The 25,342-nt window shown below is 70.6% G+C and carries 24 protein-coding genes, 3 pseudogenes and 1 riboswitch; of the genes and pseudogenes, 9 read left to right on the top strand and 18 right to left on the bottom strand.

Translation table 11 applies throughout. The features are described 5' to 3' along the window. Nucleotides 1-34 precede the first annotated feature (34 nt). The 4 genes from ACNAYW_RS10650 to ACNAYW_RS10635 all read right to left on the bottom strand — a co-directional run bounded on the left by ACNAYW_RS10650 (nt 35) and on the right by ACNAYW_RS10635 (nt 4,067). The gene (locus ACNAYW_RS10650; RefSeq protein WP_415849667.1) at nt 35-382 is read right to left on the bottom strand and encodes a hypothetical protein; all 348 of its coding nucleotides are present in this window, start codon (nt 380-382) and stop codon (nt 35-37) included. A gap of 65 nt (nt 383-447) precedes the next feature. Beyond that, nucleotides 448-1,626: a MucR family transcriptional regulator gene (locus tag ACNAYW_RS10645; RefSeq protein ID WP_415849666.1), complete on the bottom strand. Its 1,179-nt coding sequence runs from the start codon at nt 1,624-1,626 to the stop codon at nt 448-450. Nucleotides 1,627-1,685: 59 nt separating this feature from the next. Continuing rightward, the gene (locus tag ACNAYW_RS10640; protein WP_415849665.1) at nt 1,686-3,344 is read right to left on the bottom strand and encodes a long-chain fatty acid--CoA ligase; all 1,659 of its coding nucleotides are present in this window, start codon (nt 3,342-3,344) and stop codon (nt 1,686-1,688) included. A 63-nt stretch (nt 3,345-3,407) separates the two neighbouring features. Then, on the bottom strand, nt 3,408-4,067 hold the full coding sequence (locus ACNAYW_RS10635; protein WP_415849664.1) for a hypothetical protein: 660 nt from the start codon (nt 4,065-4,067) through the stop codon (nt 3,408-3,410). 151 nt (nt 4,068-4,218) lie between these two features. Here ACNAYW_RS10635 and ACNAYW_RS10630 point away from each other — a divergent pair, with 151 nt between their 5' ends. Beyond that, the gene (locus ACNAYW_RS10630) at nt 4,219-5,109 is read left to right on the top strand and encodes an intradiol ring-cleavage dioxygenase (RefSeq protein ID WP_415849663.1); all 891 of its coding nucleotides are present in this window, start codon (nt 4,219-4,221) and stop codon (nt 5,107-5,109) included. Here ACNAYW_RS10630 and ACNAYW_RS10625 read toward each other — a convergent pair. The 3 genes from ACNAYW_RS10625 to ACNAYW_RS10615 form a co-directional block, all read right to left on the bottom strand. After that, nucleotides 5,081-5,614, bottom strand: a complete 534-nt coding sequence (locus tag ACNAYW_RS10625) for a Uma2 family endonuclease (protein WP_415849662.1) — start codon at nt 5,612-5,614, stop codon at nt 5,081-5,083. The genes ACNAYW_RS10630 and ACNAYW_RS10625 overlap by 29 nt on opposite strands. A 389-nt stretch (nt 5,615-6,003) precedes the next feature. Beyond that, the gene (locus ACNAYW_RS10620; protein WP_415849661.1) at nt 6,004-6,936 is read right to left on the bottom strand and encodes an HNH endonuclease; all 933 of its coding nucleotides are present in this window, start codon (nt 6,934-6,936) and stop codon (nt 6,004-6,006) included. A 54-nt stretch (nt 6,937-6,990) separates the two neighbouring features. Then, entirely contained in the window at nt 6,991-8,862 is a 1,872-nt protein-coding gene (locus ACNAYW_RS10615; protein WP_415849660.1) for a DNA/RNA helicase domain-containing protein, read from the bottom strand. A 333-nt stretch (nt 8,863-9,195) separates the two neighbouring features. Here ACNAYW_RS10615 and ACNAYW_RS10610 point away from each other — a divergent pair, with 333 nt between their 5' ends. The 7 genes from ACNAYW_RS10610 to ACNAYW_RS10580 all read left to right on the top strand — a co-directional run bounded on the left by ACNAYW_RS10610 (nt 9,196) and on the right by ACNAYW_RS10580 (nt 16,734). Continuing rightward, nucleotides 9,196-9,852: a DUF4352 domain-containing protein gene (locus ACNAYW_RS10610; RefSeq protein WP_415849659.1), complete on the top strand. Its 657-nt coding sequence runs from the start codon at nt 9,196-9,198 to the stop codon at nt 9,850-9,852. A gap of 100 nt (nt 9,853-9,952) precedes the next feature. After that, nucleotides 9,953-10,333, top strand: coding sequence for a TA system antitoxin ParD family protein (locus tag ACNAYW_RS10605; protein ID WP_415849658.1), 381 nt, complete (start codon nt 9,953-9,955; stop codon nt 10,331-10,333). Further along, the gene (locus tag ACNAYW_RS10600) at nt 10,330-10,926 is read left to right on the top strand and encodes an AAA family ATPase (RefSeq protein WP_415849657.1); all 597 of its coding nucleotides are present in this window, start codon (nt 10,330-10,332) and stop codon (nt 10,924-10,926) included. Before ACNAYW_RS10605 ends, ACNAYW_RS10600 begins: the two co-directional genes overlap by 4 nt. Nucleotides 10,927-11,028: 102 nt before the next feature. Continuing rightward, nucleotides 11,029-11,976 carry a hypothetical protein gene (locus ACNAYW_RS10595; RefSeq protein WP_415849656.1) on the top strand — a complete coding sequence of 316 codons (948 nt, stop codon included), beginning with the start codon at nt 11,029-11,031 and terminating at the stop codon, nt 11,974-11,976. Between the two features lie 106 nt (nt 11,977-12,082). Then, the gene (locus ACNAYW_RS10590) at nt 12,083-13,537 is read left to right on the top strand and encodes a peptide MFS transporter (RefSeq protein WP_415849655.1); all 1,455 of its coding nucleotides are present in this window, start codon (nt 12,083-12,085) and stop codon (nt 13,535-13,537) included. A 135-nt stretch (nt 13,538-13,672) separates the two neighbouring features. Further along, nucleotides 13,673-15,250: a GMC family oxidoreductase gene (locus ACNAYW_RS10585; RefSeq protein WP_415849654.1), complete on the top strand. Its 1,578-nt coding sequence runs from the start codon at nt 13,673-13,675 to the stop codon at nt 15,248-15,250. Next, a complete protein-coding gene (locus tag ACNAYW_RS10580; protein WP_415849653.1) occupies nt 15,247-16,734 on the top strand; it encodes an aldehyde dehydrogenase family protein in 1,488 nt (495 codons plus the stop codon). The genes ACNAYW_RS10585 and ACNAYW_RS10580 overlap by 4 nt, the downstream gene beginning before the upstream one ends. A gap of 4 nt (nt 16,735-16,738) precedes the next feature. Here ACNAYW_RS10580 and ACNAYW_RS10575 read toward each other — a convergent pair whose 3' ends face one another. The 9 genes and pseudogenes from ACNAYW_RS10575 to rpe form a co-directional block, all read right to left on the bottom strand. Continuing rightward, the gene (locus tag ACNAYW_RS10575) at nt 16,739-17,191 is read right to left on the bottom strand and encodes a PH domain-containing protein (RefSeq protein ID WP_415849719.1); all 453 of its coding nucleotides are present in this window, start codon (nt 17,189-17,191) and stop codon (nt 16,739-16,741) included. A 53-nt stretch (nt 17,192-17,244) separates the two neighbouring features. After that, nucleotides 17,245-17,524, bottom strand: a pseudogene (locus ACNAYW_RS10570) (6,7-dimethyl-8-ribityllumazine synthase); the annotation flags it as partial. A 1-nt stretch (nt 17,525) separates the two neighbouring features. Continuing rightward, on the bottom strand, nt 17,526-17,691 hold a 166-nt coding region (locus ACNAYW_RS10565; protein ID WP_415849718.1), incomplete at its 3' end, for a 6,7-dimethyl-8-ribityllumazine synthase. After that, nucleotides 17,688-18,167 (bottom strand): 6,7-dimethyl-8-ribityllumazine synthase, encoded by a 480-nt coding sequence (gene ribH, locus ACNAYW_RS10560; protein WP_415849652.1) that lies wholly within the window; start codon nt 18,165-18,167, stop codon nt 17,688-17,690. The genes ACNAYW_RS10565 and ribH, both read right to left, overlap by 4 nt. Continuing rightward, on the bottom strand, nt 18,164-19,411 hold the full coding sequence (locus tag ACNAYW_RS10555; RefSeq protein ID WP_415849651.1) for a bifunctional 3,4-dihydroxy-2-butanone-4-phosphate synthase/GTP cyclohydrolase II: 1,248 nt from the start codon (nt 19,409-19,411) through the stop codon (nt 18,164-18,166). Before ACNAYW_RS10555 ends, ribH begins: the two co-directional genes overlap by 4 nt. Nucleotides 19,412-19,413: 2 nt before the next feature. Then, entirely contained in the window at nt 19,414-20,046 is a 633-nt protein-coding gene (locus ACNAYW_RS10550; protein ID WP_415849650.1) for a riboflavin synthase, read from the bottom strand. A gap of 55 nt (nt 20,047-20,101) precedes the next feature. Continuing rightward, nucleotides 20,102-20,260, bottom strand: a riboswitch (FMN riboswitch). Nucleotides 20,261-20,305: 45 nt separating this feature from the next. Further along, nucleotides 20,306-21,199, bottom strand: a pseudogene (gene ribD / locus ACNAYW_RS10545) (bifunctional diaminohydroxyphosphoribosylaminopyrimidine deaminase/5-amino-6-(5-phosphoribosylamino)uracil reductase RibD); the annotation flags it as partial. Between the two features lies 1 nt (nt 21,200). Next, a partial coding sequence (locus ACNAYW_RS10540; protein WP_415849717.1) for a hypothetical protein occupies nt 21,201-21,292 on the bottom strand: 92 nt, incomplete at its 3' end. 8 nt (nt 21,293-21,300) lie between these two features. Further along, nucleotides 21,301-21,978 carry a ribulose-phosphate 3-epimerase gene (rpe, locus tag ACNAYW_RS10535; RefSeq protein ID WP_415849649.1) on the bottom strand — a complete coding sequence of 226 codons (678 nt, stop codon included), beginning with the start codon at nt 21,976-21,978 and terminating at the stop codon, nt 21,301-21,303. Between the two features lie 374 nt (nt 21,979-22,352). Between rpe and ACNAYW_RS10530 the strand changes: the two genes are divergently transcribed. After that, a partial coding sequence (locus tag ACNAYW_RS10530; protein WP_415849648.1) for an LGFP repeat-containing protein occupies nt 22,353-23,071 on the top strand: 719 nt, incomplete at its 5' end. A 64-nt stretch (nt 23,072-23,135) separates the two neighbouring features. Here the strand turns inward: ACNAYW_RS10530 and ACNAYW_RS10525 are convergent. Together ACNAYW_RS10525 and ACNAYW_RS10520 are read right to left on the bottom strand one after the other, a co-directional pair. Continuing rightward, nucleotides 23,136-24,494, bottom strand: a complete 1,359-nt coding sequence (locus ACNAYW_RS10525) for an RsmB/NOP family class I SAM-dependent RNA methyltransferase (protein WP_415849647.1) — start codon at nt 24,492-24,494, stop codon at nt 23,136-23,138. Continuing rightward, nucleotides 24,491-25,329 (bottom strand): annotated as a pseudogene (locus ACNAYW_RS10520) (methionyl-tRNA formyltransferase); the annotation flags it as partial. The gene ACNAYW_RS10525 and the pseudogene ACNAYW_RS10520, both read right to left, overlap by 4 nt. Nucleotides 25,330-25,342 lie beyond the last annotated feature (13 nt).

Raw genomic sequence — 25,342 nt, 5'->3', positions numbered from 1 at the left:
CCCGACAGGTTCGGGTGCAGGCGGGTGTCGGCGGTCAGCCGACCGGGATCCAGACGGGCCCGAGCCAGAAGCCCCAGTGGTTGCGTCCCTGGTCCCAGACGGGCGTGTGCCACGCGCCCTGCCGGTAGACGGGGCCCGGTCGCCACGCCGGGTTCTGGCCGTTGGGCCGGGGCGCGGCCGTGCGCGGGACCTGGTTGGCCGCGGGCCGGGCGGGGCGCGCGGCGGGCGCGGTGGCGGGGCGGGAGCCCTGTCCGGCGTTCGGTGCGGCCGGCCGGCCGGGGTCGGGTGCCGCCGCCGCGGCCCCGGCGCCGACGGTGGCGAGTCCCCCGATCGCGGTCGTGCCGAGCAGAGCGGATCCGATCAACTTCTTCATCTTCGTCATGCCAGTAGCCTGACGCTCCCGCCTGCGCCCGAGCATGGCGCCGCCTGGGGGTTCGCTGGGACCCGTCAGGCGGTTCCGGCGGCCCGCCGGGGCGCGCGCGGGCGCTGCGGGACCATGCTGCGGGAGACGAGTGCGTCGTCGGCCGCCAGGCCGAACCGATCGCGGTAGCCCTGCGCATCGATCCGGTGCGACGCCAGGTGCGGCGCGAGCATCGCCATCCACAGCCCGCACAGGTGGCACTGCACCCGGTCCCCGTCGTCGTCGAGCCGGCCGGGGCGCGAGCGCAGCAGGTCGCCCAGCGAGTCGGCGTAGTCGTCGAACGCCGCCATCCGGTCCAGCAGGTCGGCGACGCGCTGATCCGTGGAGTCGATGCGGGTGCGGAACTGCGCCGGGCTCAGGTGCTCGAGGACGCAGCGGCGCAGCTCGAGGTAGTGATCGAGCAGTCCCTCGCGCTCCATCGCGTGCTCGAAGGCGGTGCGCGGCGCGGCGTGCCCGTCGTGCTCGGGCCGAGCACCCCACCGTGACGGCGTGCGCGATGAGCCCCGCCGCCGGCCGCTGATCCGACCGTGCGCGGCGACGTGGTTGTCCACGCTCGCGAACCACAGGCCGCACGCCGGGCACTGCTTGAGGGCACCGCCCGGCGCGTTGACGGCCGACGGCACGGTGAACGCCGTGGGGTCATGACTCCACGCATCGATGATCGCCACCGTCACCGAGGCCGCGTCGGTGCCCACCCGGTCCGCGAGCCGACTGGGCCCGAGCCCGTTGGCCGCGGCCCAATTGGCCGCCTCGGCCCAGCTGCTCCAGGGCGCGTCGGGAGGCAGTTCGGTCAACGGGACCCCCCGGCCGGGCGGCGGAGGCTCCAGGGCGCCGTCCAGGGCCGTCGGAGAGGCACGTGGGCGCGCGGGCCTCGTCCGCCCCGGCTCGACGGTCCGCTGCCGGGTCGCGCGGCGGGCGCGAGCGGGCTTGGGTCGTTGGCGGCTCCGTCGGTGCACCACGCGGTGCGCCTCGACGTCCGAGAACCAGATCCCGCACTCGGGGCACTGCTCCACGCCGACCGGCGGTACCGCGGCGGGCGGCGTGGTGAACAGGTGCGGATACCGCGTCCACTCATCCGCGACCGCCAGCAGCGCGTCGATCCGGGTGACCCCTTCGCGTTGGGCGATCGCGCCCACACCGAAGCCGCCGGCCGCCGCCCAATTAGCAGCGGCGACCCAGCGTGGATCGTGAGACTGCTCGGGCATGCCTTTCAGAATGCATCATCGTGTCAACCCCAGGTGTTCTGACACGCCCGTCCGAGTATCTATTCGTGGACGACCGAGACTTCGCCCGCGGCGTGCCGGGCCCGGAGAACCTTCTTGTCGAACTTCCCCACGGAGGTCTTGGGCACCTCCGCGATGAACGCCCAATTGTCGGGGATCTGCCATTTCGCGAACTTCCCGGCGAGGTGTTCCTGCAGCTCAGCGACGGTGACCGCGGCGCCCGGCTGGAGCACGACCGCCACCAGGGGCCGCTCGTCCCACTTCGGGTCGGGCACGCCGATCGCCACCGCCTCGAGCACCGCGGCGTGCGCCATCACCTCGTTCTCGAGCTCGACGGAACTGATCCACTCGCCGCCGGACTTGATGACGTCCTTCGAGCGGTCGACGAGGGTCACGTAGCCGTCCGCGGAGAGCTTGCCGATGTCGCCGGTGCGCAGCCAGCCGTCCTCGAACTTGTCGGCGCCCACCGGTTCGGCCCCCTCGGGGCTGTAGTAGCTCCCGGTGACCCACGGTCCGCGCACCTGGACCTCGCCCTGCGTCGCGCCGTCGGCGGGCACCTCGGCACCCAGGTCGTCGACGAGCCTGCCCTGGACGCCCGGGAAGAAGCGGCCCTGCGTGTTCCGGTAGGCCCACGCGTCCTCGCCGGTCACCCCGCGCGGCGGCCAGGCGATGCTGGCGAGCGGGGAGGTCTCCGTCATGCCCCAGGCCTGCACGATCTGTACCCCGTGCCGGTCGAGCGCCTTGGCCAGGCTGAGCGGCACCGCCGAGCCGCCGCACGCGATGTGCCGCAGGTGGCTGATGTCCTGCGGATGCGCGTCCAGGTGGTTGACGATGCCGATCCACACCGCCGGCACGGCGGCGGAGATGGTCGGCTTCTCCTCGGCGAGGAGGCGCGTCATCGGCTCGGGCTGCAGGTAGCGGTCCGGCAGGATCAGCGAGGCGCCGGACATGAGCGCCCCGAACGGCGTGCCCCAGCTCATGGCGTGGAACATCGGCACGATCGGCAGCACGGTGTCGTTCGGCCCCATCCCCAGGCCGTAACTCGCGCAGACCGCCGTGGAGTGCAGCCAGATGCTCCGGTGGCTGTACATGACGCCCTTGGGGTCGCCGGTGGTGCCGGACGTGTAGCAGGCGGCGGCCGCCGCGCGCTCGTCGATGTCGGGCCAGTCGTACTCGTCGCCCTGCGCGTCGAGCAGCTCGCGATAGGCGTGCAGTTGCACGCCCGACGGCGCGTCGACCAGGCTCGGGTCGCCGTCCACCACGATCACGTGCTCGATGGTGGTCATGCCGCCGATCGCGGCGTTGAGCTGCGGAATCAGGCTGCCGTCGGCGATGATCACGCGATCCGCAGCGTGATTGGCGATGTAGGTGATCTGGTCCGGGAAGAGTCGGATGTTGATGGTGTGCAGCACACTGCCCATCGCGGGGATCGCGACGTACGCCGTCATGTGCTCGTTGTTGTTCCACTGGAACGTGCCCACCCGATCGCCCGGGACCACTCCGAGCGCCTTCAGCGCGTTGGCGAGGCGGGCGGCCTCGCGCCCCATCTCGCCGAAGCTCATCCGGGTCGTCTTCTCGGGCGTCCACGTGGCCACCTCCGCCGCATCCGCGTACCAGGTGGTGGCGTGGCGGAGCAGCGTCGCCAGCGACAGGTGCTCGTCTTGCATGGTGGAGGTCAGGGGCAGGATCCGCTCAGGCATGGACCATGCGTACCGCATGTCCGACGGTGCGCGGCCCCGTTTCGGCCAGCCCACCGGGATCGCTCAGGCGACCGACCGGACGAGTTGCAGGTCGACGGCGGCCCCCAGCCCGCTCACCGGGCGGCGCTCCCCCGGCCACCAGTCGTCGAGGATCACCCGGACCGCCCAACCGGTGAACTGTCCGGCGTCGGAGTCGAACCCCGCGGGCTGCGACACTTCCAGATGGATCGCCTCACCGTCGGTGCGGTACAGGAGCACCCACGTTCCGGACAGCGCACCGTCGGCCTGCGGGACGGGGCCGAAGTCGGACAGCGGGAACAGCACCTCGTCGGGACGGAAGGAATCGGCGGTGGCGCGCCCTTTGCGCCGGGCGGTGTGCGGGCCGAACGCCGACAGCGGACTCCCCGTGGCCCAGTCACCGCTCATGACCGCGAGGGTGCGGCGGCTCTCGATGTGTCGGCTGATCGGCTGGCCGCGACGATCGTCCGGGAACCAGCGCTCCGTGGCCGCGAGCCGGCGGCGCAGCGCAGCGACCACACCGATCCAGCGCACGAGACCCGGCGCCGTGGGCGGAGCGAAGTGATCGAGCTCCTCCGCGCAGCGCACGCCCTCGGCGACCGCGGCGTAGAGGTCCTCGACCTCGATGTCCATCGCGCGCAGGTAGTCCGACGCCCGCTCGGGCGGGATGATCTGCGCAGTGAGCAGTGGCTGCAGGTCCGACATCGCTCCCCCTTCGACGTTGCCCGCACGCTATCGCCGAGGTCCGACATCTTCCGGCTCCCAGCGGGTTCACAGCGACATCGGAGACGAAGGGACGAAACGGTCGTTAGCGTTCATTTCGACGCGGGGATCGGCCCCGCCCGAAAGGATCGTCATGCGCCGCAAGTACCAGGGACGCACTCTGCCCCGACCGGACGAGGAGGTCGTCGATCAGGGACTCGGCTTCGACCTCGGAACCCTGACCAGCCGACGGCGGATGCTCTCGATGCTCGGAATCGGCACTCTCGGGCTCGGGTTGGCCGCGTGCGGGACGAACGCGACCACGACGCCCGGGGCCTCGTCCTCGTCGGCGTCCGCGGCGGGCACGGCGGCACTGGCGGAGATCCCCGACGAGACCGCCGGCCCCTACCCCGGCGACGGGTCGAACGGGCCCGACGTCCTCGAGCAGGCCGGCGTGATCCGCAGCGACATCAGGTCCAGCTTCGGCGACATGCGCGGGACCGCCGAGGGCGTCGCGATCGACCTGGAGCTGACGGTGCGCGACCTCGCGAACGGCGGCGTGCCCTTCGCCGGCGTGGCCGTGTACGTCTGGCACTGCGACCGGGAGGGTCGGTACTCGCTGTACACCGAGGGCGCGACCGATCAGAACTACCTGCGCGGCGTCCAGATCGCCGACAGTGCCGGTGTCGTTCGGTTCACCAGTGTCTTCCCCGCCTGCTACGAGGGCCGGTGGCCGCACATTCACTTCGAGGTCTACCGCGACCGCGCGGACATCACCGATTCCACGAAGGCGATCGCCACCTCGCAGCTGGCGTTCCCGAAGGACGTGTGCGACGCCGTCTACGCCACCGCCGGATACGAATCGTCCATCAGGACTCTGAGCCGAGTGTCGCTGACCTCCGACGGCGTCTTCGGCGAGGACGGCGCCGCCCACCAATTGGCCACCGTCACCGGTGATGTGACCGCCGGGTACCGGGTGTCGCTCCCCGTCGGCGTGGACACCCGGACCGAGCCTGCTACGCGAGGCGGGCCAGGTCGACGGTGACCGCGAACGGCTCGGAGACCGCGTACGTCCCTGTCGCCGTGACGGATTCGTAGCCGTCGCCGGAGAGAACGAGCGCTTCGAGCGTGGACGTGTCGAGGTCGACGATCCAGTAGTGGGGAATGCCTGCGTCGGCGTACTCGCTCCGCTTCATCACGAGGTCGACCCGACGCGTGCCGGGCGACAGCACCTCGACGGCGAGCAGCACATCGGCCGCGGAGTACGGCTCCTGCGCTCCTTCGCGTAGCACCACCACGTCGGGAACGCGGACGGTGGCCGGTGTCCGTGGGTCGAGGATCACGTCGATCTCCTCGCGCACGGCGTACTGCTCAGGGGCGGCGGCATCGAGAACGGCCCATAGCCGAGACAGTGCCAGCGAATGCTTCGAGCTCGGCCGTGGCGACACGATCAGGACCCCCTCCTGAAGCTCCACGCGCGACGCCGTGTCCTCCCCCAAGGCACGCCACTCCTCCAGCGAAAGGAGGTGTGGTCGGGTCGCAGCGGTCATGGCTCGAGTCTAGGACGGAGTCGCGACGTGCGTGCGCGCCTGCTAGGACTGCTGTGCGATCGCTCTATCCACGGTTCATACGATCAGTCGCGGCTCGCTCGCATCGGCGGCCCTCACACCACGCGCAGCGCCGCCACCGGCCGCGTTCCCGACATTCCGATTGTGACGGGCGCCCCGAGGGATGCGGCGAACGGGAGACCGGCGAGGGAGCGGTCGTTGACGAGAGGAGCCGGCGCAGCGCCTCCTCGTCAAGGCTGCGGTCGGCCTTCGTGTCCGCCCACGCCCACCAACGCCACGCACGCCGGACACACGCGAGACCGACGTCGACGGCGCCCTCCATTGCACTGCGCGCCACCCCGACTGCTGTCGCACCGGCAATCGTCAACGCGTCAGAATGCCTCGATCGAGCGCTTGTTCTTCTTCTCCCACCGCCATCGCAGGGCGTGCGGAGCGGGGCGATCGTTGACGTCGGCGGGAACGATCAACTTGGAGAGAGAAGCATATTCCGTACCGACAAGACTCTGGTCCACATCCACGCGGTTCCGCGATCTGATTCGAATCAACGAGCGATCGAAAAGCCTGTGAACATCTGCACGCAACAGTATTCCGTTCCAGGTGTCATTCACGCCGCCGGACCGCCATTCAATGATGTGTGCAGCCTCCAGAGAATCCTCGACCGCGGTACCAGTCAGGGCGCACCTCCCCCCGTAGGACCTGAGTAGGCGGCCCCTGAACTCGTCCTGACCTTCACGGGAGGCGACCCAAGCCAGTCGCTTCGATCTCGTCGCGTCGCCGCCTCCATCGTGCTCGAGATTGTCGCCGACGAGCGGGCCGTCCCAGCCCGGTGCAAGGTCGACGGCGGGTGCATAGAATGCCTCTACCAACAGGGCCTCGGCATCCCCGACGAACCTCGTCGGGGACTGGAACATGTACGAAGCTCGAGGGTCTGCGCCCAACACTGCACGAATCTCTGCAGTCGTGACTTCGCGTATCGGCGTGACGCTGACGGGATCCATGTGCACGCGATAGTAGTATTCGAATTCCTTGGGCGTATCCCACATGGGATCCCGGTCCGAGTACAGCGCGTGCCCATCGCTGTCCCGGAGAGAAAAGGTCCCTCCGCGAGCGCGGAAGATGCCGGCGACGGAACCTGCGGCATATCGGAAAACCAAATAGTCCTCCGCGAGGATCGGGACCTTCCTCCGGCTATCGGCGAAATCCCAATAGCCTTTCTCAAGCGCGTACTGAAGGTGTTGCGGATAGTCCTCGCCGATAGTTATCAACCATGCCGCCATTGCCCATGCGCCCTTCAAGGTTCGCATCGGGTGGAGGCATGTCCTTACGCGGAAGCCTGTCGGGCCGAGCTCGTTTCGTTGCTACTGCTGCACGAGGCGCCGCAGCGCCTCGCGGGTCTCTTCATCAGTGGAGTACAGAACGGTGCCGACCATGCCGCGGGTGAGCAGCACCTTGTACGTGTTGCGGATCAGCAGGTCGAACCGCACGTCCGTGAGGCTCTTCTTGGACTTCAGTCCGGGGTCGCGGTTCTCGTCGCGGCGCACGACGAATCGACCGTCGCGCCAGACGAGGTCCGGCCCGAGGATGACGCCACTCCAGTCGTACTCGAATCCCTGTGCCGTGTAGACGCAGCCGACCTGCCCGAAGCCGCCGTCCTCGGTCGCCCACAGCTGCGACGGCGGAACATCGCCCATCCGTCGCTCGGACTTGGAGTTCCACGGCCGGGCCCAATCGTCGATCACCACGTCGGGCACCAGCGTCCGCTCGGGGGTGGGATCGCTCCACGGCCAGCAGTAGCCGGCGGTCATGCGGGCGGAGTAGCCCTTGTCCCGCTGCTCGCCGAGCATCCGCTCGAACTCCCACGGCGACTCCGCGATCCGCACGTCGAAACCGTCGTCCCCCGTCCACGTCAAGGGCGCGCGCTCGCCGAGCCCGACGAGGTCCAGCACCCATTCGACGTAGCGCTCGCTGCCACCGCACCGGAACTGGTCGTCGAGGGCGATGTGCACCGTCTCCAGCCCCAGGGACGCCGCGTAGGCGCGGATCTGCGTCAGTGACCCCAGTTCTCCTGGACGCACCACTTGATGCTCGTCGAGAAGGAAGAGTGGAACGCGCGTGGCGGCGATGAGCTCGTCCACCTGTGGACGCCCGGTGCGGTCGATCGCGCGTGTGTACCTGTTGGCAGAAGTCTCTCGAATCCGATGCGCTTCATCGAGGATGAGTACGTCGAGCCCGTTCCGGTCCGCGGTGACGAACTGGTTGAAGTACTTGAACATCGCCTTGACGCGGGGCGACCTCGCGCCCGCTACCTGCCGCAGGGTGGTGGTGAACGACCGGGATCCGGTCGCGTGCAGCACCGTCCGGCCCCGTCGGGCGAGATCGCCCAGCAGGGCGAGTGCGATCGCGCTCTTACCGCTCCCGGGCCCACCCGTCACCACGAGCACCCGCTTCGTATCGGCGGCCCGGGCCCGCTCCACGTCGTGCAGCACCAGGTCGACCGCGAGCCGCTGGTTGCCGATCAGGTGGAAGACCTGCCGCTCGCGCACCTCCTCGGCCGCGACCGCCAGCAGTTGTTGCGACGGTGCCGCCGGCGAGTTCAACAGGGCATCGGCCGCGTAACCCGACGGCGCCCCGGCCGTCAACCGGGTGCGGAGGTAGGCGAGCATCGCGTCGGTGTCGGCCCCCGTGAACAGGCGCCCCGCGGGCGTCGCCGGGTAGGCATCGAGATCGGCCACCGCGCCGGGGTCGTGGACGTTGTGCAGGTAGGCGATGCCCGTGAGGGGATCCGCCTGGTCGCGCAACGCGCGGGCGAAGTCCGCGAGGTATTCGCAGTACCCCGCCACCTGGGCCACCGGATGCAGCACCGGACCGCCGAGATGAGGGACGGTCACCATGCTCGGATCGCCCTCGAACAGGGCCGCGGACGACCACTGTTTCAGCTCGACCACCACGTAGGACGGCGCACCGGTGGCCGGGTGCACACCCGCGAGGACCACGTCGACGCGACGCGAGGACAGCGGCAACTTGTACTCGATGAGCATCTCGACGTCGCCGAGGCCGCCGTGCCGAAGATCGCGCGCCAAGTGCGGCAGGCTGTTGCCCCACGATCGCTGTTCGGCGTCACCCACGCGGACGCCGCGGTCGAACAGCATGCGTTCCAGCAGCTTCTCCACGAGCGACTCCGAGGTGTACTCCTCGATCAGCCGGTTCGCGGTGACCCGCAGCAATGTCACTCCAGATCCCCCTGGACAGCACGAATGATCGTGCGGAGGGGATCTGCCCTGAGCGAGAGTTCCGTCGAACCGCTGACCCGAGACTACCGCGATGCCGAAGGCCGCCCGCAGAAACTTGTCGGTGCGCGATGCGATGCTTCATCCATCAGGTCCTGGGGAGGATGAAATGACCGCACGCACACGCATTCTGACGTGAACTAACAGTCACCACTTCTGACGGGCGCCGTCCGCGCACCGTCGACCTGATCCACCGGAGCCGAGGGCTCCACTCACGACGTGAGGCACTTCCCGCCTCCCGTCGACTTCACTGATCCCAAGAATCGAGGATTCGTCATGTCTCAGCAGCCCTTCCCGCTGCAGCCCGAGCAGCCCGGCCAGCCCTACGCCGGGCAGCCGAACCCCGGCCAGCCCGCGCCGTACGGCACCCCGCCGCCTCCCCCTGCCAAGAAGAAGCGCAAGTGGCCGTGGATCGTGCTCGCGGTGATCGCCTTCCTGGTGGTCGTGTCCGTCGCGACCGGCGGCGGCGACAAGGACGAGGCGACCGCCGCCGGCAACACCACTGCCGCCGCCGCGAAGTCGGATCCGAAGGCCGCCGGCCTGAACACCCCCGTCCGCGACGGCAAGTTCGAGTTCGTCGTCACGGGCGTCCAGACCGGGCTCGCCGAGGTGGGCGACAACCCGTACCTCGCGAAGAAGGCGCAGGGCCAGTTCGTGATCGTCGCGATGACCGTGAAGAACATCGGCACCAAGCCGCAGGACTTCAGCCCGTCGTCGCAGAAGGTGAAGGACGCGCAGGGTCGCTCGTTCGAGTCGGACTCCATGGCGCAGATCGCGCTCGGCGACTCCGACGTGCCCGTGTGGGACAACATCAACCCCGGCAACACGGTGCAGGTCAAGGTCGTCTTCGACATGCCCAAGGACGCCGCACCCGCCACCATCGAGCTGCACGACTCGATGTTCTCGGGCGGCGCGAAGGTCTCGCTGAAGTAGCCGCCACCGGAGCTCCGGCCACCGAAAACCCTGGTGGCCGGAGCGCCGACCCCGGCGTAGCATTGTGCTACAGAGATAGTGGACCCGCCGAGGAGGCACCATGCCGCACCCCACCCGCATCGCCGATGACATCGTCGCCGACGCACGCGCCGAAGCCCCCTCGGATGGTCGCTCCGTGGCCGAGCAGATCAACTATTGGGCTCGTGTCGGCAGGAACATGACGATTCACGATTCGGCGATGCGCCGCCGCATCGAAGCCGCCGCCGCGGGAGACCTCCCCATCGCGGAGCTGAGCCGATCCGAAGGCCGGCTGTTCGAGGCCGAGGCCGCCGTGCGGTTGGAGGACATGCTCGCCTCGACCGATCTCGGCGCTGAACTGTCTGCAGCCGGAGTCACCACGGTGTCGATCGACGATGAAGATCGTCTGATCGAGCGGCGACCCGACGGCACTGTCAGGCAATTGACGAGGGACACCGAGTGAGCATCCTTCACTTGGTCATCGGTTCGAACGGCGCAGGAAAGTCGACCTTCATCTCCCGTTTTCTCGCGCCACTTCATCCTGGTCTTCCGTTCGTCAACGCCGACGAGATCGCCAAGGAACGTTGGCCGAACGAAGCCGAGGCCAGATCCTACGAGGCGGCGCGGATCGCAGAGGCGCAGCGCACCGACCTCATCGCGTCACGCACGCCCTTCATCGCCGAGACCGTGTTCTCCCACCCGTCGAAGGTCGAATTCGTACACACCGCTGTGGGAAGCGGATTCGACGTTCACCTGCACATCGTCATGGTTCCCGAAGACATTGCGGTGAATCGCGTCGTCACCCGAGTCCAAGCGGGAGGGCATTCCGTTCCCGAGGCGAAGATCCGGGACCGGTACCGACGACTGTGGCAGCTCGCCGCCGAAGCGATCCCTCTCACGTATACCGCTACCTGCTACGACAACTCGCACTCGTCCGGCCCGCGGATCGTCGCCCGATTCTCAAGCGGTCAGCCCGCAGGGAGTGCCCGGTGGCCGGCGTGGTCACCGGCGGAGCTCACGGCACTGTGGGCAGCGCGCGGCGGCGCGGACGCCTGAAGCGCCGGTACATTCGGAGGTAGCACGAGGGGGTTCGAGATGGCGGAAACAGTTCCTCAGGAAATCGCGGCGCGAGTCGTCCACTCGGCCGAGCTCGTACCTGTGGGGCGGAAGCAGGCACAGGCCGCGGCGCACGACGCCGCCCACTACCTGCAGAACCTGCGCGCGACGGCGATCGACGACGCCTACCGGCGGTTCACCGCGAGCAACACCCCCGGCTACCTCGCGCATCTGCAGTACGGGCCGCCGCCCCAGATCAAGAAGGGCGCGGTCGTCGCCATCGCGATGCTCGTCAGCGCGTTCCTGGTCAGCGATGCGATCGCGACGGTCGGCGTGGGCGCGTTCCTCGTGCTGCTGCTCGCTCTGGCGGGAGTGATCGGCGTTCATATGCGGCGGGTCGACAGACACCGTCGGGCACTCGCCGAGCGGGAGCAGGCGCGTCTCGACGCGAACCCGTGGCCGTTCCGGGCCGAGCGCACGCCCGCCTACAACCCCGACGCCGAACCGGGCCAGACCCGCGTGGAGACGCGGCTCCTCGGCGTCGCGGTCCTGCTCACCGAGGAGATCCGCCGCTCCCCCGCGTGGAACAACGCGCTCCTCGATCAGCACCGCGTCCGGATCAACCTCGACGCCACGCTGCAGGACATCAGCCACCGCGCCTACCGGGTGTGGCGCATGCGCACCGACACTCCTCGGCCCTCGAACGCCTCGCCGGTCGCCCCCGCCCTCGCTCAGCACATCGACGAGTACACCCACGCCGCCCGCATGGCCGAGGACGCCCTCCGCGACCACGTGGCGGCGCTCGCCGAGTACCTGGGCGAGCTGCGGCCCGTCGAACGGCTCCTCGGCGACCTGCAGATCCTGGACCGCACCAACAGCAGCGCCCACCGCGAGCTGCTCGACCAGCTGTACCGCGACGCCGTCGGCAACGAGGCCGACGCGCTGCGCTTCCAGCACCACGCCGACGAGCTGCGCGACCTGCAAGCCAGCCTCGACGCCCAGTTCCACTTCCTCCGTGAGCAGGTGGCGCGGACCAACCTGCTGCGCTGACCGCACCCGCGACCCGGGCGCGGTCGGCTGAGACTCTCTGACGTACCTCTGCCCCGGGCTGCGCTGAGCCGCCACACGGGCGTCCCCGGCATGATTACATCAACGAATGACCACCACCCCCGGTTACAAACCCGACACCCGCTTCTTCGGACACCCGTGGCCGCTGGTGAACCTGTTCGGCGTCGAGATGTGGGAGCGCTTCTCGTTCTACGGGATGCAGGCGATCCTCGCGTACTACCTGTACTACTCGGCGTCCGAGGGCGGCCTCGGCTTCGACAAGACGACCTCGCTCGGGATCGTCGGCGCCTACGGCGGTTTCGTCTACCTCTCGACGATCGCGGGCGCCTGGGTCTCGGACCGCCTCCTCGGGGCGGAGCGCACGCTCTTCTACTCCGCGTGCCTGGTGATGGCGGGGCACATCGCCCTCGCCGCCGTCCCCGGCGCCGCAGGCGTCGCGATCGGCCTGGTGCTCGTCGCGGTCGGCTCCGGCGGCGTGAAGGGCAACGCCACCAAGGTGGTCGGCGATCTCTACCCGGACGGCGACACCCGCCGCGACGCGGGCTTCTCGCTGTTCTACATGGGCGTCAACCTCGGCGCCTTCATCGGCCCGCTGCTGACCGGCTACCTCCAGGACAACGTCGGCTTCCACTGGGGCTTCGGCCTCGCCGCGGTCGGCATGGCCCTCGGCCTCCTCCAGTACGGGCTCACCCGGAAGATGCTGCCCCGGATCAGCCAGGAGGTGCCGAACCCGGCCTCCCGCACCGACATCCAGCGCGTCGTCGCCGGCGCCGCGGTCGCGCTCGCGATCTTCGTCGGGCTGATCCTGCTGGGCGTGATCACCGCGAAGAACCTGGTGGACGCCGTGATCATCACCGTCGCCCTGATCTCCCTGGCCTACTTCGTCTTCCTCCTCCGCAGCGACCGGGTCGACGGTGCCGAGCGCAACGGAGTCAAGGCATTCATCCCGCTGTTCCTCTCCCAGGTCGCGTTCTGGGCGCTGTTCCAGCAGATGTTCACGTTCGTCGCGGTCTACGCCGACGAGCGGCTCGACCGCACCCTCGGCGGCTGGGAGTTCCCCGCCTCGTGGATCCAGTCCGTGGACCCGGTGTACATCCTGATCTTCGCGCCCGTCTTCGCGGCGCTGTGGACCAAGCTCGGACCGCGCCAGCCCAGCACCCCGATCAAGTTCGCCATCGGCACCATGGGCATCGGCCTCGCCTTCCTCGCCTTCCTGCTCATGCCCGCGGGCGTGAACACCGCGCCGCTGATCGGCCTGCTCGGGATCATGCTGATCTTCGCGCTCGCCGAGCTCTGCATCTCGCCCGTCGGCCTCAGTGTCTCCACGAAACTCGCCCCGCACGCGTTCGCCGCCCAGATGGTGGCCCTCAACTTCCTCTCGATCAGCCTCGGGACGGCCCTGGCAGGCCGGCTCGCGACGTTCTACGACCAGAACGACGAGGCGCCGTACTTCCTGATCCTCGGCGGCACCGCCATCGGGGTCGGCCTGGTCGTGGTCGCCCTGACGCCGCTGATCAAGCGCCTCGCCCCCGCAGTCGCCTGACGGCTCCGCCCCGTCCCGGCGCCACCCGCCGGGCCGGGGCCGCGCGGGCACCGTCGAACCTGTTCATTCCCTCCACGCCCACGAGACTTGCGAGTAACTTCGTGGGCAAGCAGTGGAACGACGCGAGGAGCGGGTTTGCCGGCGGACGAGTACGACTACATCGTGGTGGGGGCCGGCAGCGCCGGCGCGGTCATGGCGGCGCGACTGTCGGAGGATCCGGGCGTCTCCGTCCTGCTCCTCGAGGCGGGCGGCGAGGCGGATGCGGACGAGATCCACATCCCCCTCGCCTTCTCCGCGATGTTCAAGACCAAGTGGGACTGGAACTACACCACCACCCCGCAGAAACATCTGGCCGACCGCCCGGCGTACTGGCCCCGGATGAAGGCACTGGGTGGCTGCTCGTCGCTCAACGCGATGATCTACATCCGCGGCAACCACGCCGACTACGACGGCTGGGCCGCGCAGGGCGCGAACGGCTGGTCGTTCGACGAAGTCCTCCCGTACTTCCGCAAGGCGGAGGGCAACACCCGTCTGGGCGGTCCGTTCCACGGCACGGACGGCCCGCTCACCGTCGAGGACCGGCGGTTCAACCACCCGCTGACGCACGCCTTCGTCGACTCCGCGGTCGCGTGGGGACTGGGGCCCACCGACGACTTCAACGGCGCCTCCCAGGACGGCGCGGGCCTGTACCAGGTCACGTGCAAGGGCGGGCGCCGCTGGTCCACCGACAAGGCGTACATCGAACCGAACCGCGGGCGCCCCAACCTCACGGTCGCGATCCGGGCCACGGCGCAGCGCATCGAGTTCGACGGTGACCGGGCCTCGGGTGTCACGATCCGCACTGGCGGTGCCGAGCAGACCGTGCGCGCGCGCCGCGAGGTGATCGTCAGCGGCGGCGCGATCAATTCGCCTCAGCTGCTCATGCTCTCGGGTATCGGCCCGGCCGAGCACCTCGCCGAACACGGCATCGACGTCCGCTCCGCCCTGCCGGGGGTCGGCGCGAACCTGCACGATCACCCGATGGTCCCCGTCGACTTCGACGTGCACGGCAGCTACGACCTGCTGGAGAAGCAGGACGTCGGGAACCTGCTGCGCTGGAAGCTCACGGGCACCGGACCGCTCGCGTCGAACGGCGCGGAATCGGGGGCGTTCTTCCGCTCGCGGGACGATCTCGAACACCCCGACCTGCAGATCCACGTCATGCCGGCGGGTGTCTACGACAACCTCCTGCACGAGACGCACCGTCGTGGCATCATGCTCGGCCCCACCCTGGTCGATGTCGCGAGCCGCGGGACGCTGCGGCTGCGCTCCGCCGACCCGAACTTCAAGCCCGCGCTCGAACCGAACTACTACGACGCCGCGCAGGACGCCGACGCGATGGTCACCGGGGTGCGTGCGGTGATGGAGATCGCCCGGCAGGGCCCGCTCGCCCGGTACCTGGGCACGCCCTGGCACATCGCGGAGGACCCGTCGGAGGACGAGATCCGCACGCTCATCGCGAACTACACGCAGACCCTGTTCCACCCCGTCGGCACGTGCCGCATGGGCACCGACGACGACGCGGTCGTCGATCCGCAGCTGCGTGTCCGCGGCGTCGAGGGGCTGCGCGTCGTGGACGCGTCCGTCATGCCGACGGTGCCCCGCGGCAACACGAACGCCCCCACCATCATGATCGCCGAGAAGGCGGCCGACGAGATCAGGAAGTCAGCATGACCGCAGCGAACACGAAGACCTTCGACTCCCTCAACCCCCGCACGGGCGACGTCGTCGAGACCTACCCGATCCACTCGACCGACCACGTGCACGCCGTCGTCGCGCGGGCCCGCGAGCAGGCCGACTGGTGGCAGGAGATCGGCTTCGAGGGCCGCAAGCAGGCCCTCAACACGTGGAAGGGCGTCATCACCCGGCGGATCAACCAGCTGGCGCAGATCGTGCACGACGAGACGGGCAAGCCGCACGGCGACGCCCTCCTCGAGGCCGCGCTCGGCATCGACCACCTCGCCTACGCGGCCAATCACGCCAAGAAGGTCCTCGGGCCGCGGCGCGTCGGCTCGGGCCTGGTCATGGCGAACCAGTCGGCGACGGTGCGCTACCACCCGCTGGGCGTCGTCGGCGTCATCGGCCCGTGGAACTACCCCGTCTTCACCCCCATGGGCTCGATCGCCTACGCCCTCGCCGCCGGCAACGCCGTCGTCTTCAAGCCCTCCGAGTACACGCCCGGCGTCGGCGTGTGGCTGGCCCGCACCTTCGAGGAGGCCGTCGGCCGCCCCGTGCTGCAGGCCGTCACGGGACTCGGCGAGACCGGCAACGCGCTGTGCACCTCGGGCGTGAACAAGGTCGCGTTCACCGGCTCCACCAACACCGGCAAGAAGGTCATGGCCGCGTGCGCCGAGACGCTCACCCCCGTGGTGATCGAGGCCGGCGGCAAGGACGCCTTCCTCGTGGACCGGGACGCCGACCTCGACGCCGCCGCCGACGCCGCGGCCTGGGGCGCGTTCGCCAACGCGGGCCAGACCTGCGTCGGCGTGGAGCGCGTCTACGTGCACAAGGACGTCTACGACCCGTTCCTGGAGAAGCTGGTCGCCAAGGCCCGCGAGGTCACCGCGAACGACTCAGCCGACTCCAAGATCGGCCCGATCACCATGCCGAGCCAGCTGGCGATCATCAAGTCGCACATCGAGGACGCCCTGGCCCGCGGCGGCCGCGCCCTCGTCGGCGGCGTCGACGCGGTCGGCGAGCGGTTCGTCCAGCCGACCGTGCTCGTCGACGTCCCGGAGGACTCGATCGCGGTCACGCAGGAGACCTTCGGACCGACGGTGACGGTCGCCAAGGTGAACACCATGGACGAGGCCGTCGAGCTCGCCAACGCCACGAAGTACGGCCTCGCGGCGACGGTCTTCTCCAAGGCCCGCGGCATGGAGCTGGCGGATAAGATCCGCTCCGGCATGGCGGCGGTCAACGGCATCATCACGTTCGCCGGGGTGCCGAACCTGCCCTTCGGCGGGGTCGGCGAATCGGGATTCGGGCGCATCCACGGCCCCGACGGCCTGCGCGAGTTCACCTACGCCAAGGGCATCGCCCGCAAGCGCTTCAATCCGCTGCTCAACCTGACGAGCTTCGCGCGCACCGCGGCGCAGGAGGGTCAGCTCACGCAGCTGATGACCCTGCTGCACGGGCGCGGCGGCACCATCAAGTAACGCCTCAGCGCTGGTACGCGGCGGCGACCTCGCGGGCGCGGTCCAACGACTGCACCGCGAGTTCGCCGTCCCGGGCCTGGATGGCCCAGATCGCGACGAACTCGTCGCGCGGCAGTTCGAGGTGCGCGAACTGCGCGCCCTCGGGGAACGAGAAGCCCTCGACGATGTCCCACGGGTAGGTGTTCTCGTTCAGGAGGTTGCGCACCGTCACCCCGTCGGGGCCGAGGCGCAGCCGCGGGCGCGCGAACAGCAGCGCACCGCACGCCAGGATCAGGCCGATCACGACCATGCCGATCTGGTCGGAGAGCCGGAAGGTGAGCCCCGAGTCGCCGCCGGCCTTGAGCAACCAGGCGACGAAGGCGTGGCCCAGGACCAGCACCACCGCGAAGGACCAGGCGTAGATCTTGATCTTGCGCGGGGTCACGTCGAGCACGGGCTGCGTGGTGGCGTCGGTCATCACGGGGCCATTCTACGTAAACCGGACCGCGGGTCGCCGAGCACGTGCACGACCTAGGCGGTCGGCAGCGCCGCGTGCACCGTCAGGGTGGTGTCGACGGCGCGCGCGGCCTCGGCGCCCTTGCCCACGAAGTGCCGCTCGAAGTAGGCGGTGTGCTCGTCGTGCTCGTGGAAGTGGTGCGGGGTCAGCACCACCGAGAACACCGGGACGTCGGTGTCCAGCTGCACGCGCATGAGGCCGTCGATGACGGCGGTCGCGACGAACTCGTGGCGGTAGATGCCGCCGTCCACGACCAGCCCCGCCGCGACCACGGCCGCGTAGCGCCCGGTCGCGNCGAGCCGCTTCGCCGTGAGCGGGATCTCGTAGGCACCGGGTACCTCGAAGACGTCCACCTCGGCACCGTCGTGACCGAGGCGCTGCCACTCCTCGATGAAGCCGTCGCGGGCCCGGTCGACGATGTTCCGGTGCCAGGTGGCCTGGACGAGGGCGATGCGGCTCACCGGTCGCCCCGCAGCCTGCGCAGCGTGAGCGCGGTGTCGAGCGCCGCGGACGCGGCCTGCTCGCCCTTGTCCTCGGCCGAGTCGGGCAGCCCCGCGCGGTCGAGGGCCTCCGCCTCGGTGTTGGTGGTCAGCACGCCGTTGCCGACGGGCACGCCGGCGTCGAGCGAGACGCGCAGCAGGCCCGCGGTGAGCGCGTCGCAGACGTACTCGAAATGCGGTGTGCCGCCGCGGATCACGACGCCCAGCGCCACGACCGCATCGTGGCTGCGCGTGAGCTCCTGCGCCACGACGGGCAGCTCGACGGCGCCCGCGACCCGCTCGACGGTGACCTGCCGGACGCCCGCGCTCTCCGCGGTCCGGAGCGCGCCCGCGAGGAGCGCCTCGCAGACGGTGTCGTGCCAGCGCGATGCGACGATCGCCAGCCGCAGGTCGGCGGCACCGTCGAGCGCGATGTCGGGGATTCCAGCGCCGCTCACGCGGTACCTCCCTGGTCGAAGTGGTCGAGGTCGCGCAGGTCGTGACCCATGCGATCGCGCTTGGTGCGCAGGTAGTGGATGTTCTCGGCGTTGGCGCGCAGCGGCATCGGCACGCGCTCGGTGATCTGCAGGCCGTAGCCGTCGAGGCCGACGCGCTTGGCCGGGTTGTTGGTGAGCAGGCGCATCGAGGTGATGCCGAGGTCCACCAGGATCTGCGCGCCGAGTCCGTAATCGCGGGCGTCGGCAGGCAGGCCGAGCTGGAGGTTCGCGTCGACGGTGTCGGCGCCCCCGTCCTGCAGTTGGTACGCCTGCAGCTTGTGCATCAGGCCGATGCCGCGGCCCTCGTGCCCCCGCATGTAGAGCACGACACCGCGGCCCTCCTGCGCCACCATCTCCATGGCGGCGTCCAGCTGGGGGCCGCAGTCGCAGCGCAGCGAGCCGAAGACGTCGCCGGTGAGGCACTCGCTGTGCACGCGGACGAGCACGTCGGCACCGTCGTCGGCGGTGACGTCGCCCTTGACCAGGGCGACGTGCTCGACGTCGTCGTGGATCGAGGTGTAGCCGACGGCCTGGAAGTCGCCGTAGCGGGTGGGGATGCGCGCGGACGCGACCTGCACCACGTGCTTCTCGTTCTTGCGGCGCCAGGCGATCATGTCGGCGATGGAGATCATGGCGAGGCCGTGGTCGTCGGCGAAGACGCGCAGCTCGTCGGACTTGGCCATGCCGCCCGGGTCCTTCTCCGAGACGATCTCGCAGATCACGCCGGCGGGGGCGAGCCCGGCCAGGGTGGCGAGGTCGACGGCGGCCTCGGTGTGGCCGGGGCGGCGCAGCACGCCGCCGTCCTTGGCGCGCAGCGGCACGACGTGGCCGGGCCGGGTGAAGTCGTCGACCGTCGAGCTCGGGTCGGCGAGCTTGAGCATGGTGGTCGCGCGGTCGGCGGCGGAGATGCCGGTGCCCACGCCCGCCTTCGCGTCGACGGTGACGGTGTAGGCGGTGCCGTGCTTGTCCTGGTTGGTGGAGTACATGGGCGGCAGCCCCAGCTTGTCGCAGGTGGCGCCGTCGAGCGGCACGCACAGGTACCCGGAGGTGTACCGCACCATGAAGGCCACCAGTTCGGGCGTCGCCTTCTCCGCGGCGAAGATGAGGTCGCCCTCGTTCTCCCGGTCCTCGTCGTCGACCACGACGACGGCCTTGCCGGCGGCGATGTCCTCGATGGCGCGCTCGATGGAATCGAACCTGGTCATGGCTACTTCTCCTCCTCGCGCCCGGCGAATCCGGTCAGGCGCTCGACGTACTTCGCGACGATGTCCACTTCGAGGTTGACGACGGTGCCGGGCTCGGCCCCGCCGAGATTGGTGAGCTCGAGGGTGGTGGGGATGAGCGAGACCTCGAACCAGTGCTGCGCGTCGTCGCCGGTCACCCCCTGCCCGAGCGCGGAGACGGTGAGCGAGACCCCGTCGATGGTGATGGAGCCCTTCTCGACCACGTAGCGGGCCAGCTGCTCCGGGAGCGCGAGCCGCACCACGGTCCAGTGTTCGGACGGGCTCAGGCTCAGGACGTGGCCGGTGCCGTCGACGTGGCCCTGCACGATGTGGCCGCCGAGGCGCGAGTTCACGGCGGCGGCGCGCTCGAGGTTGACGCGATCGCCCGGGCCGAGCTTGCTGAGCGAGCTGCGGCGGAGCGACTCCTCCATGACGTCGGCGGTGAACACCCCGCTCTCGACGGTGACGACCGTGAGGCAGACGCCGTTGACGGCGATCGAATCGCCGTGTTTCGCATCGGAGGTGACGAGATCGCCCTGGACCGTGAACCGGGCCGCATCCGGGAGATCCTCGCGGGCGGTGATCACGCCCAGCTCTTCGACGATGCCGGTGAACATCCGCCGCTCCTGCCACTTCGGCCTCAGGGCGGCACGACGACACGGGAACGACCCGTGCAGTTCTCTTTCATCCGGACTATGACCGTCGGCTCCGGGTTCGCACCGGAATCTGCTGACCCCCGCCTCGCGGCGGGGCGCTCGCGGGCTCGAACACCGGGATCGCCCGGAGTCCATCACCGCCGGTGGGGAATCGCACCCCGCCCTGAGAACTTCCGCTTCCGAAGGTAGCACTCGCCGGCCGCGGCCCCAAGTGTTGGGCTCAGACAGAACGCAACAGTGTAACCAGCACGTCGTCGCCGAGCCGCTCGACCGTGTCCAGGCGGAACCGCGCCGCGTCGGCCAGAGTGCCCACGCCGGGCACCGTCACGGCGGGCAGCCCGGCCCCGAGGAGGACGGGCGCGATGTAGGCCTGGACGCGATCCACGAGCCCGGCGGCGACGAAGGCGCCGATCACCGTCGCGCCGCCCTCGACCTGGACGTGCACGGCGTCGCCCGCCGCGGCCAGCGCTGCGTGTGGGTCGCGGCTGCGGACCGGCGTCGCCGTCCCCGGGCCCGTCAGCACGGCCGCATCGGCCGGGATCTCCCGCTCCCCCAGCACGATCCGTGTCGGCTGGTGCTCGAGCGGCTCGCCGTCGGCGTCGCGGGCGGTGAGGGCCGGATCGTCGGCCAGGACGGTGCCCGTGCCCACGATGATGGCGTCGAGCTGTGCCCGTTCGGCGTGCGCGCGACGGCGCGCGGCGGGTCCGGTGATCCACTGGCTGGTGCCGTCGGGGGCGGCGATCCGGCCGTCGACGGTGGCGGCCAGTTTGACGGTGACCATGGGGCGCCCGTGCCGCTGCCGGAAGAGCCATTCGGTGAGCGGCCACGGCTCGACGGCGAGGTGCTCCACCTCGACGCCCGCCGCACGGAGGGTCTCTGCGCCCCCCGCGGCGACGGGATTGGGATCGGCGGCGGCGTAGGCGACGCGGGCGACCCCGGCGGCGATGAGGGCCTGCGTGCAGGGGCCGGTGCGGCCCGTGTGATCGCACGGCTCGAGGGTGACGACGGCGGTGCCGCCGCGCGCGGCCCGTCCGGCTTCGGCGAGCGCCACCACCTCGGCGTGCGGACCGCCCGCGGGGGCGGTACGACCCCGTCCGGCGACGGTGCCGTCGGCNGCGAGGACGACGGCGACGACGGGCGGGTTGGGGGTGCTGATCCCGCGGGCGGCCGCCGATTCCTCGACGGCCAGCGCGAGCGCGGCGTGCACGTCCACCGTCAGGGGCGCGGGACGGCGGCGGCCTGAGCGCGGAGCTTGCGCAGCGCCTCGGCGGGGTCGGCGGCGTTGTACACGGCGGAGCCGGCCACGAAGCAGTCGACGCCGGCGGCGGCGGCCTGCTCGATGGTGTCGGCGTTGATGCCGCCGTCGATCTCGACGAGCAGGCGCAGCTCGCCGGAGTCGACCAGGCGGCGGGCGGCGCGGGCCTTGTCGAGCACGTCGGCGATGAAGGACTGCCCACCGAAGCCGGGCTCGACGCTCATGACCAGCAGGGTGTCGAAGCTCTTGAGGATCTCGATGTAGGGATCGAAGGCCGTACCCGGCTTGATCGCGAGCCCCGCCTTGCCGCCGGCGGCGCGGATGTCCTTGGCGACGGCGACCGGATCGTCGGCGGCCTCGGCGTGGAAGGTCACGTTGTACGCGCCGGCCTCGGCGTAGGGCGGCGCCCAGCGGCCGGGATCGTCGATCATCAGGTGGCAGTCGAGCGGGATCGCCGTGGCCTTCAGCAGGCTCTCCACCACGGGCAGCCCGAGGGTGAGGTTCGGGACGAAGTGGTTGTCCATCACGTCGACGTGCACCCAGTCGGCGCCCTCCGGCCCGCCGACGGCCTCCACTTCGGCCCCGAGCCGGGCGAAGTCGGCGGAGAGGATGGACGGCGCGATCATCGGCGAAGACATGCGCAGCATTGTAGGTCGTGCCCGCGAAGCGGTCCCCTGATGCCGCCGAGCGCCACGCCGGATCGGCACTGCATTGAATTCGACTAATCACTTTAGTAACATCAGCATCATTAGTCACACGGGTAACTCTCGTGCCGTCGATTGTTGAGAGGTCGTCATGCGGATCGCACGCACCACCTTGACCACGTTCGTGGCGGTCGCCGCGGCCACCGTCTTCGCCGCGGGCCCCGCCCTGGCCGATCCCGCCGTGCCTGCGGTCCCCGTCGCCCCCGCGGCACCTGCCGCCGCTCCCGCTGCGGCCCCTGCTGCCGCNGCTCCTGCGGCTCCCGCCGCCGCCCCCGCAGCTCNCGCNGCCGCGGCGCCCGCCGCGGCNNGCACCCCGCTGGTCTCCACCGCGAACGCGGTGCCCGCGTCCGCACAGCCGGCGCTGACCGAGCTGGCGAAGATCCCCGGCGTCCAGCAGATCCTCGCGACCGGGCAGCTGCCCACCACCGACGTGGCGACCCTGGTCAAGATGTTCGGCAGCGATCCGAACGCGCAGAAGCTCCTCGGCCAGCTGCTCGCGGGCCAGGCCGCGGCCACCACCCCGGCCGCCGACACCAAGCCGGACGAGCCGCTGAAGTTCGCGGTCACGGGTGCGATCAACGACACGTTCACCAAGGACGGCGGCCAGAAGAAGTACGGCCAGCCCCTGGGCGTCGAGAAGGACGTCGCGGGCGGCTCGAAGGTGCAGGAGTTCACCAACGGGACGATCTACTGGAACCCGAAGGTCAACGGCGGCAAGGCGGCCGGCGTCTCCGGCGCGATCCGCGATCTGTACCTCAAGGAGGGCGGCCCCACCGGCAAACTGGGCTTCCCGCTGATGAGCGAGCTGTCCGTCGGCGGCCCGACCGCGGGCTCCGTCGCCGGCGCGTACAACGACTTCCAGAACGGCTCCATCGTCTGGTCGCCCGAGCACGGCGCGCACGTCGTCTCCGGGAAGATCAAGGACCAGTGGGTCAAGGGCGGCGGCGCCTTCGGCATGGGCTACCCGAAGAGCGACGTCAAGAACGGCGCCCAGGAATTCACCAAGGGCGGCGTCCTCAAGGCCTGACGCTCGACCCCAGAACGCGGAACGGCCCGCCTCCCCACATCGGGAGGCGGGCCGTTCCGTCGTCTCACTGCTTGCGCAGAGCCTGGAAGAACATGCCGTCGGTGCCGTGCACGTGCGGCCAGAGCTGCACGTGCGGGCCGTCGCCCAGCGGCAGTTCCGTCTCCGGGACCAGCGGGCGGGTGTCGATCCGCTCCAGCCCGACCCGTGCCAGGAGCTCGTCGTCCCCGACGATGCCGAGCGTCTCGGCGACGTGTGGTGAGCACGTCGCGTAGAGCACCACGCCGCCCGGACGCGTGAGGTCCGCAGCCGCGGTCAGCAGCTCGCGCTGCAGCACCGTCAGGTCCGCGACGTCGGAGGGCTGCTTGCGCCAGCGCGCCTCGGGCCGACGACGCAGAGCTCCGATTCCCGAGCACGGCGCGTCGACCAGCACGCGGTCGTAGCCGGGTCCCAACCCCGACGAGCGGCCGTCGGCGACGTGCACGTCGACGGGCAGCCCCTTCACGGCCTTGCGGACCAGTTCCGCGCGGTGCTCGGCGGGTTCCACGGCGTCGACGCGGGCACCGTCGATCGCGGCGAGGGAGCCGAGCAGGGCGGCCTTCCCGCCCGGCCCGGCGCACAGGTCGAGCCAGCGGCCACCGTCGGCCCCCTCGAGCGGCGCGACCGCCGCGGCACGGGCGACCAACTGCGACCCCTCGTCCTGCACGCCCGCGAGGCCGTCGCGGACGGGTTCGAGCGCGCCGGGGTCACCGCCGGGCAGGTACACGGCGTAGGGCGAGAGCCGGCCGGTCTCCCCCTCGACGACGAGCGCGAGCTCCTCCGCCGAGATCTCGCCCGGCCGCGCGACGAGGTGCACGGGCGGCCGGGAATCGTCGGAGGCGAGCAGCGCCTGCAACTGTCCCATTGACTTGATGTCGTTGGCGCGCAGCGACTCCCAGAAGGACTCCGCGATCCATCGGGGGTGCGCGTACTGCATCGCCAGGTGCCCCAGCAGATCGTCCGCGGCGGGCGGGGCGACGCGGGCGACCCAGGTGTCCTCGTCGTCCTTGGACACCTTCCGCAGCACCGCATTGGCGAAGCCGGAAGCGCCGCGGCCGGACGTCGCCTTGACCGCGTCCACCGTCTCCGAGACGGCGGCGTGCGCACCCACCCGCGTGCGCAGCAGCTGGTAGACCCCCAGCCGCAGCGCGTCGAGCACGGGTCCGTCGATGTCGGCGACCGGGCGCCCGGAGGCGTCCTCGATCACCGCGTCGAGCAGGCCCTGGGCGCGGCAGGTGCCGTAGGTGAGCTCGGTCGCGAAGGCCGCATCGCGCCCCTTGAGTCGCTTGTCACGGAGCAGGCCGGGCAGCACGAGGTTGGCGTACGCGCCCCGCTCGCGGACGGCGGCGAGGGTTTCGAGCGCAGCGCTCCGCGCGGGATCGGTCACTGGTCGCCTCCGAGGATCGTGCCGGACTCGGCCCGGGCGCCGCGCGCCCAGTCGGCGGCGGGCATGGGCTTCTTACCGGGCGGCTGGACGGTGCCGAGCCGCAGGGGCGCCGTGGCGGTGCCCACGTGGACCTCGCGCTTGGTGACGCGCAGTTCGCCGGGGGCCAGGCGCTCGGCCGCGGGATCGACCGCGGCGGGCCCCAGCTTGAGCCGCGCCTCGCCGAGGGGCACCCAGGCGCCGGGCGCATCGGTCATGGCACGGATGTGCCGGTCCACCGCGCCCGCCGGCAGATCGAAACGCACCCGCGCGGCGTCGACGGTGACCTTCGGCGCGTGTGAGACGCCGTCGGCGGACTGGGGCCGGCCCTGCAAGGCACCGGCGGCCACGCCATCGACGGTGCGCGTGAGCAGCTCCGCGCCGTGCTCGGCGAGGCGCGCGAGCAGCACCGTCGCGGTGTCGTCGGGCCGGATCCGCTCGGTGAGCACGCCGAAGACCGGCCCGGTGTCCAGGCCCGCCTCGATGCGGAACGTGGAGGCTCCGGTGACCTCGTCGCCGGCCTCGAGCGCGGCCTGCACCGGGGCGGCGCCGCGCCACGCGGGGAGCAGCGAGAAGTGCAGGTTGATCCATCCGTGGGTGGGGACGTCCAGCAGGTCGGGCGGGATCATCCCGCCATAGGCCACCACCGGGCAGCAGTCCGGCGCGAGGTCGACGATCGCCGCCCGGGCCTCCGGGTCGCGCAGGGTGGCGGGGGTGAGGACGGGGATCCCGGCCTCGTCGGCCACCTGCCCGACGGGCGAGCGCCGCACGCCGCGGCCGCGGCCGGAGCGGGCGTCGGNGCGGGTGAGCAC

This window comes from Tsukamurella ocularis (assembly GCF_965138335.1).
Taxonomy (GTDB): Bacteria; Actinomycetota; Actinomycetes; order Mycobacteriales; family Mycobacteriaceae; genus Tsukamurella; species Tsukamurella ocularis_A.
Note: the sequence above shows the minus strand (reverse complement) of the source record. Positions and strands in the feature narration are given on the sequence as shown.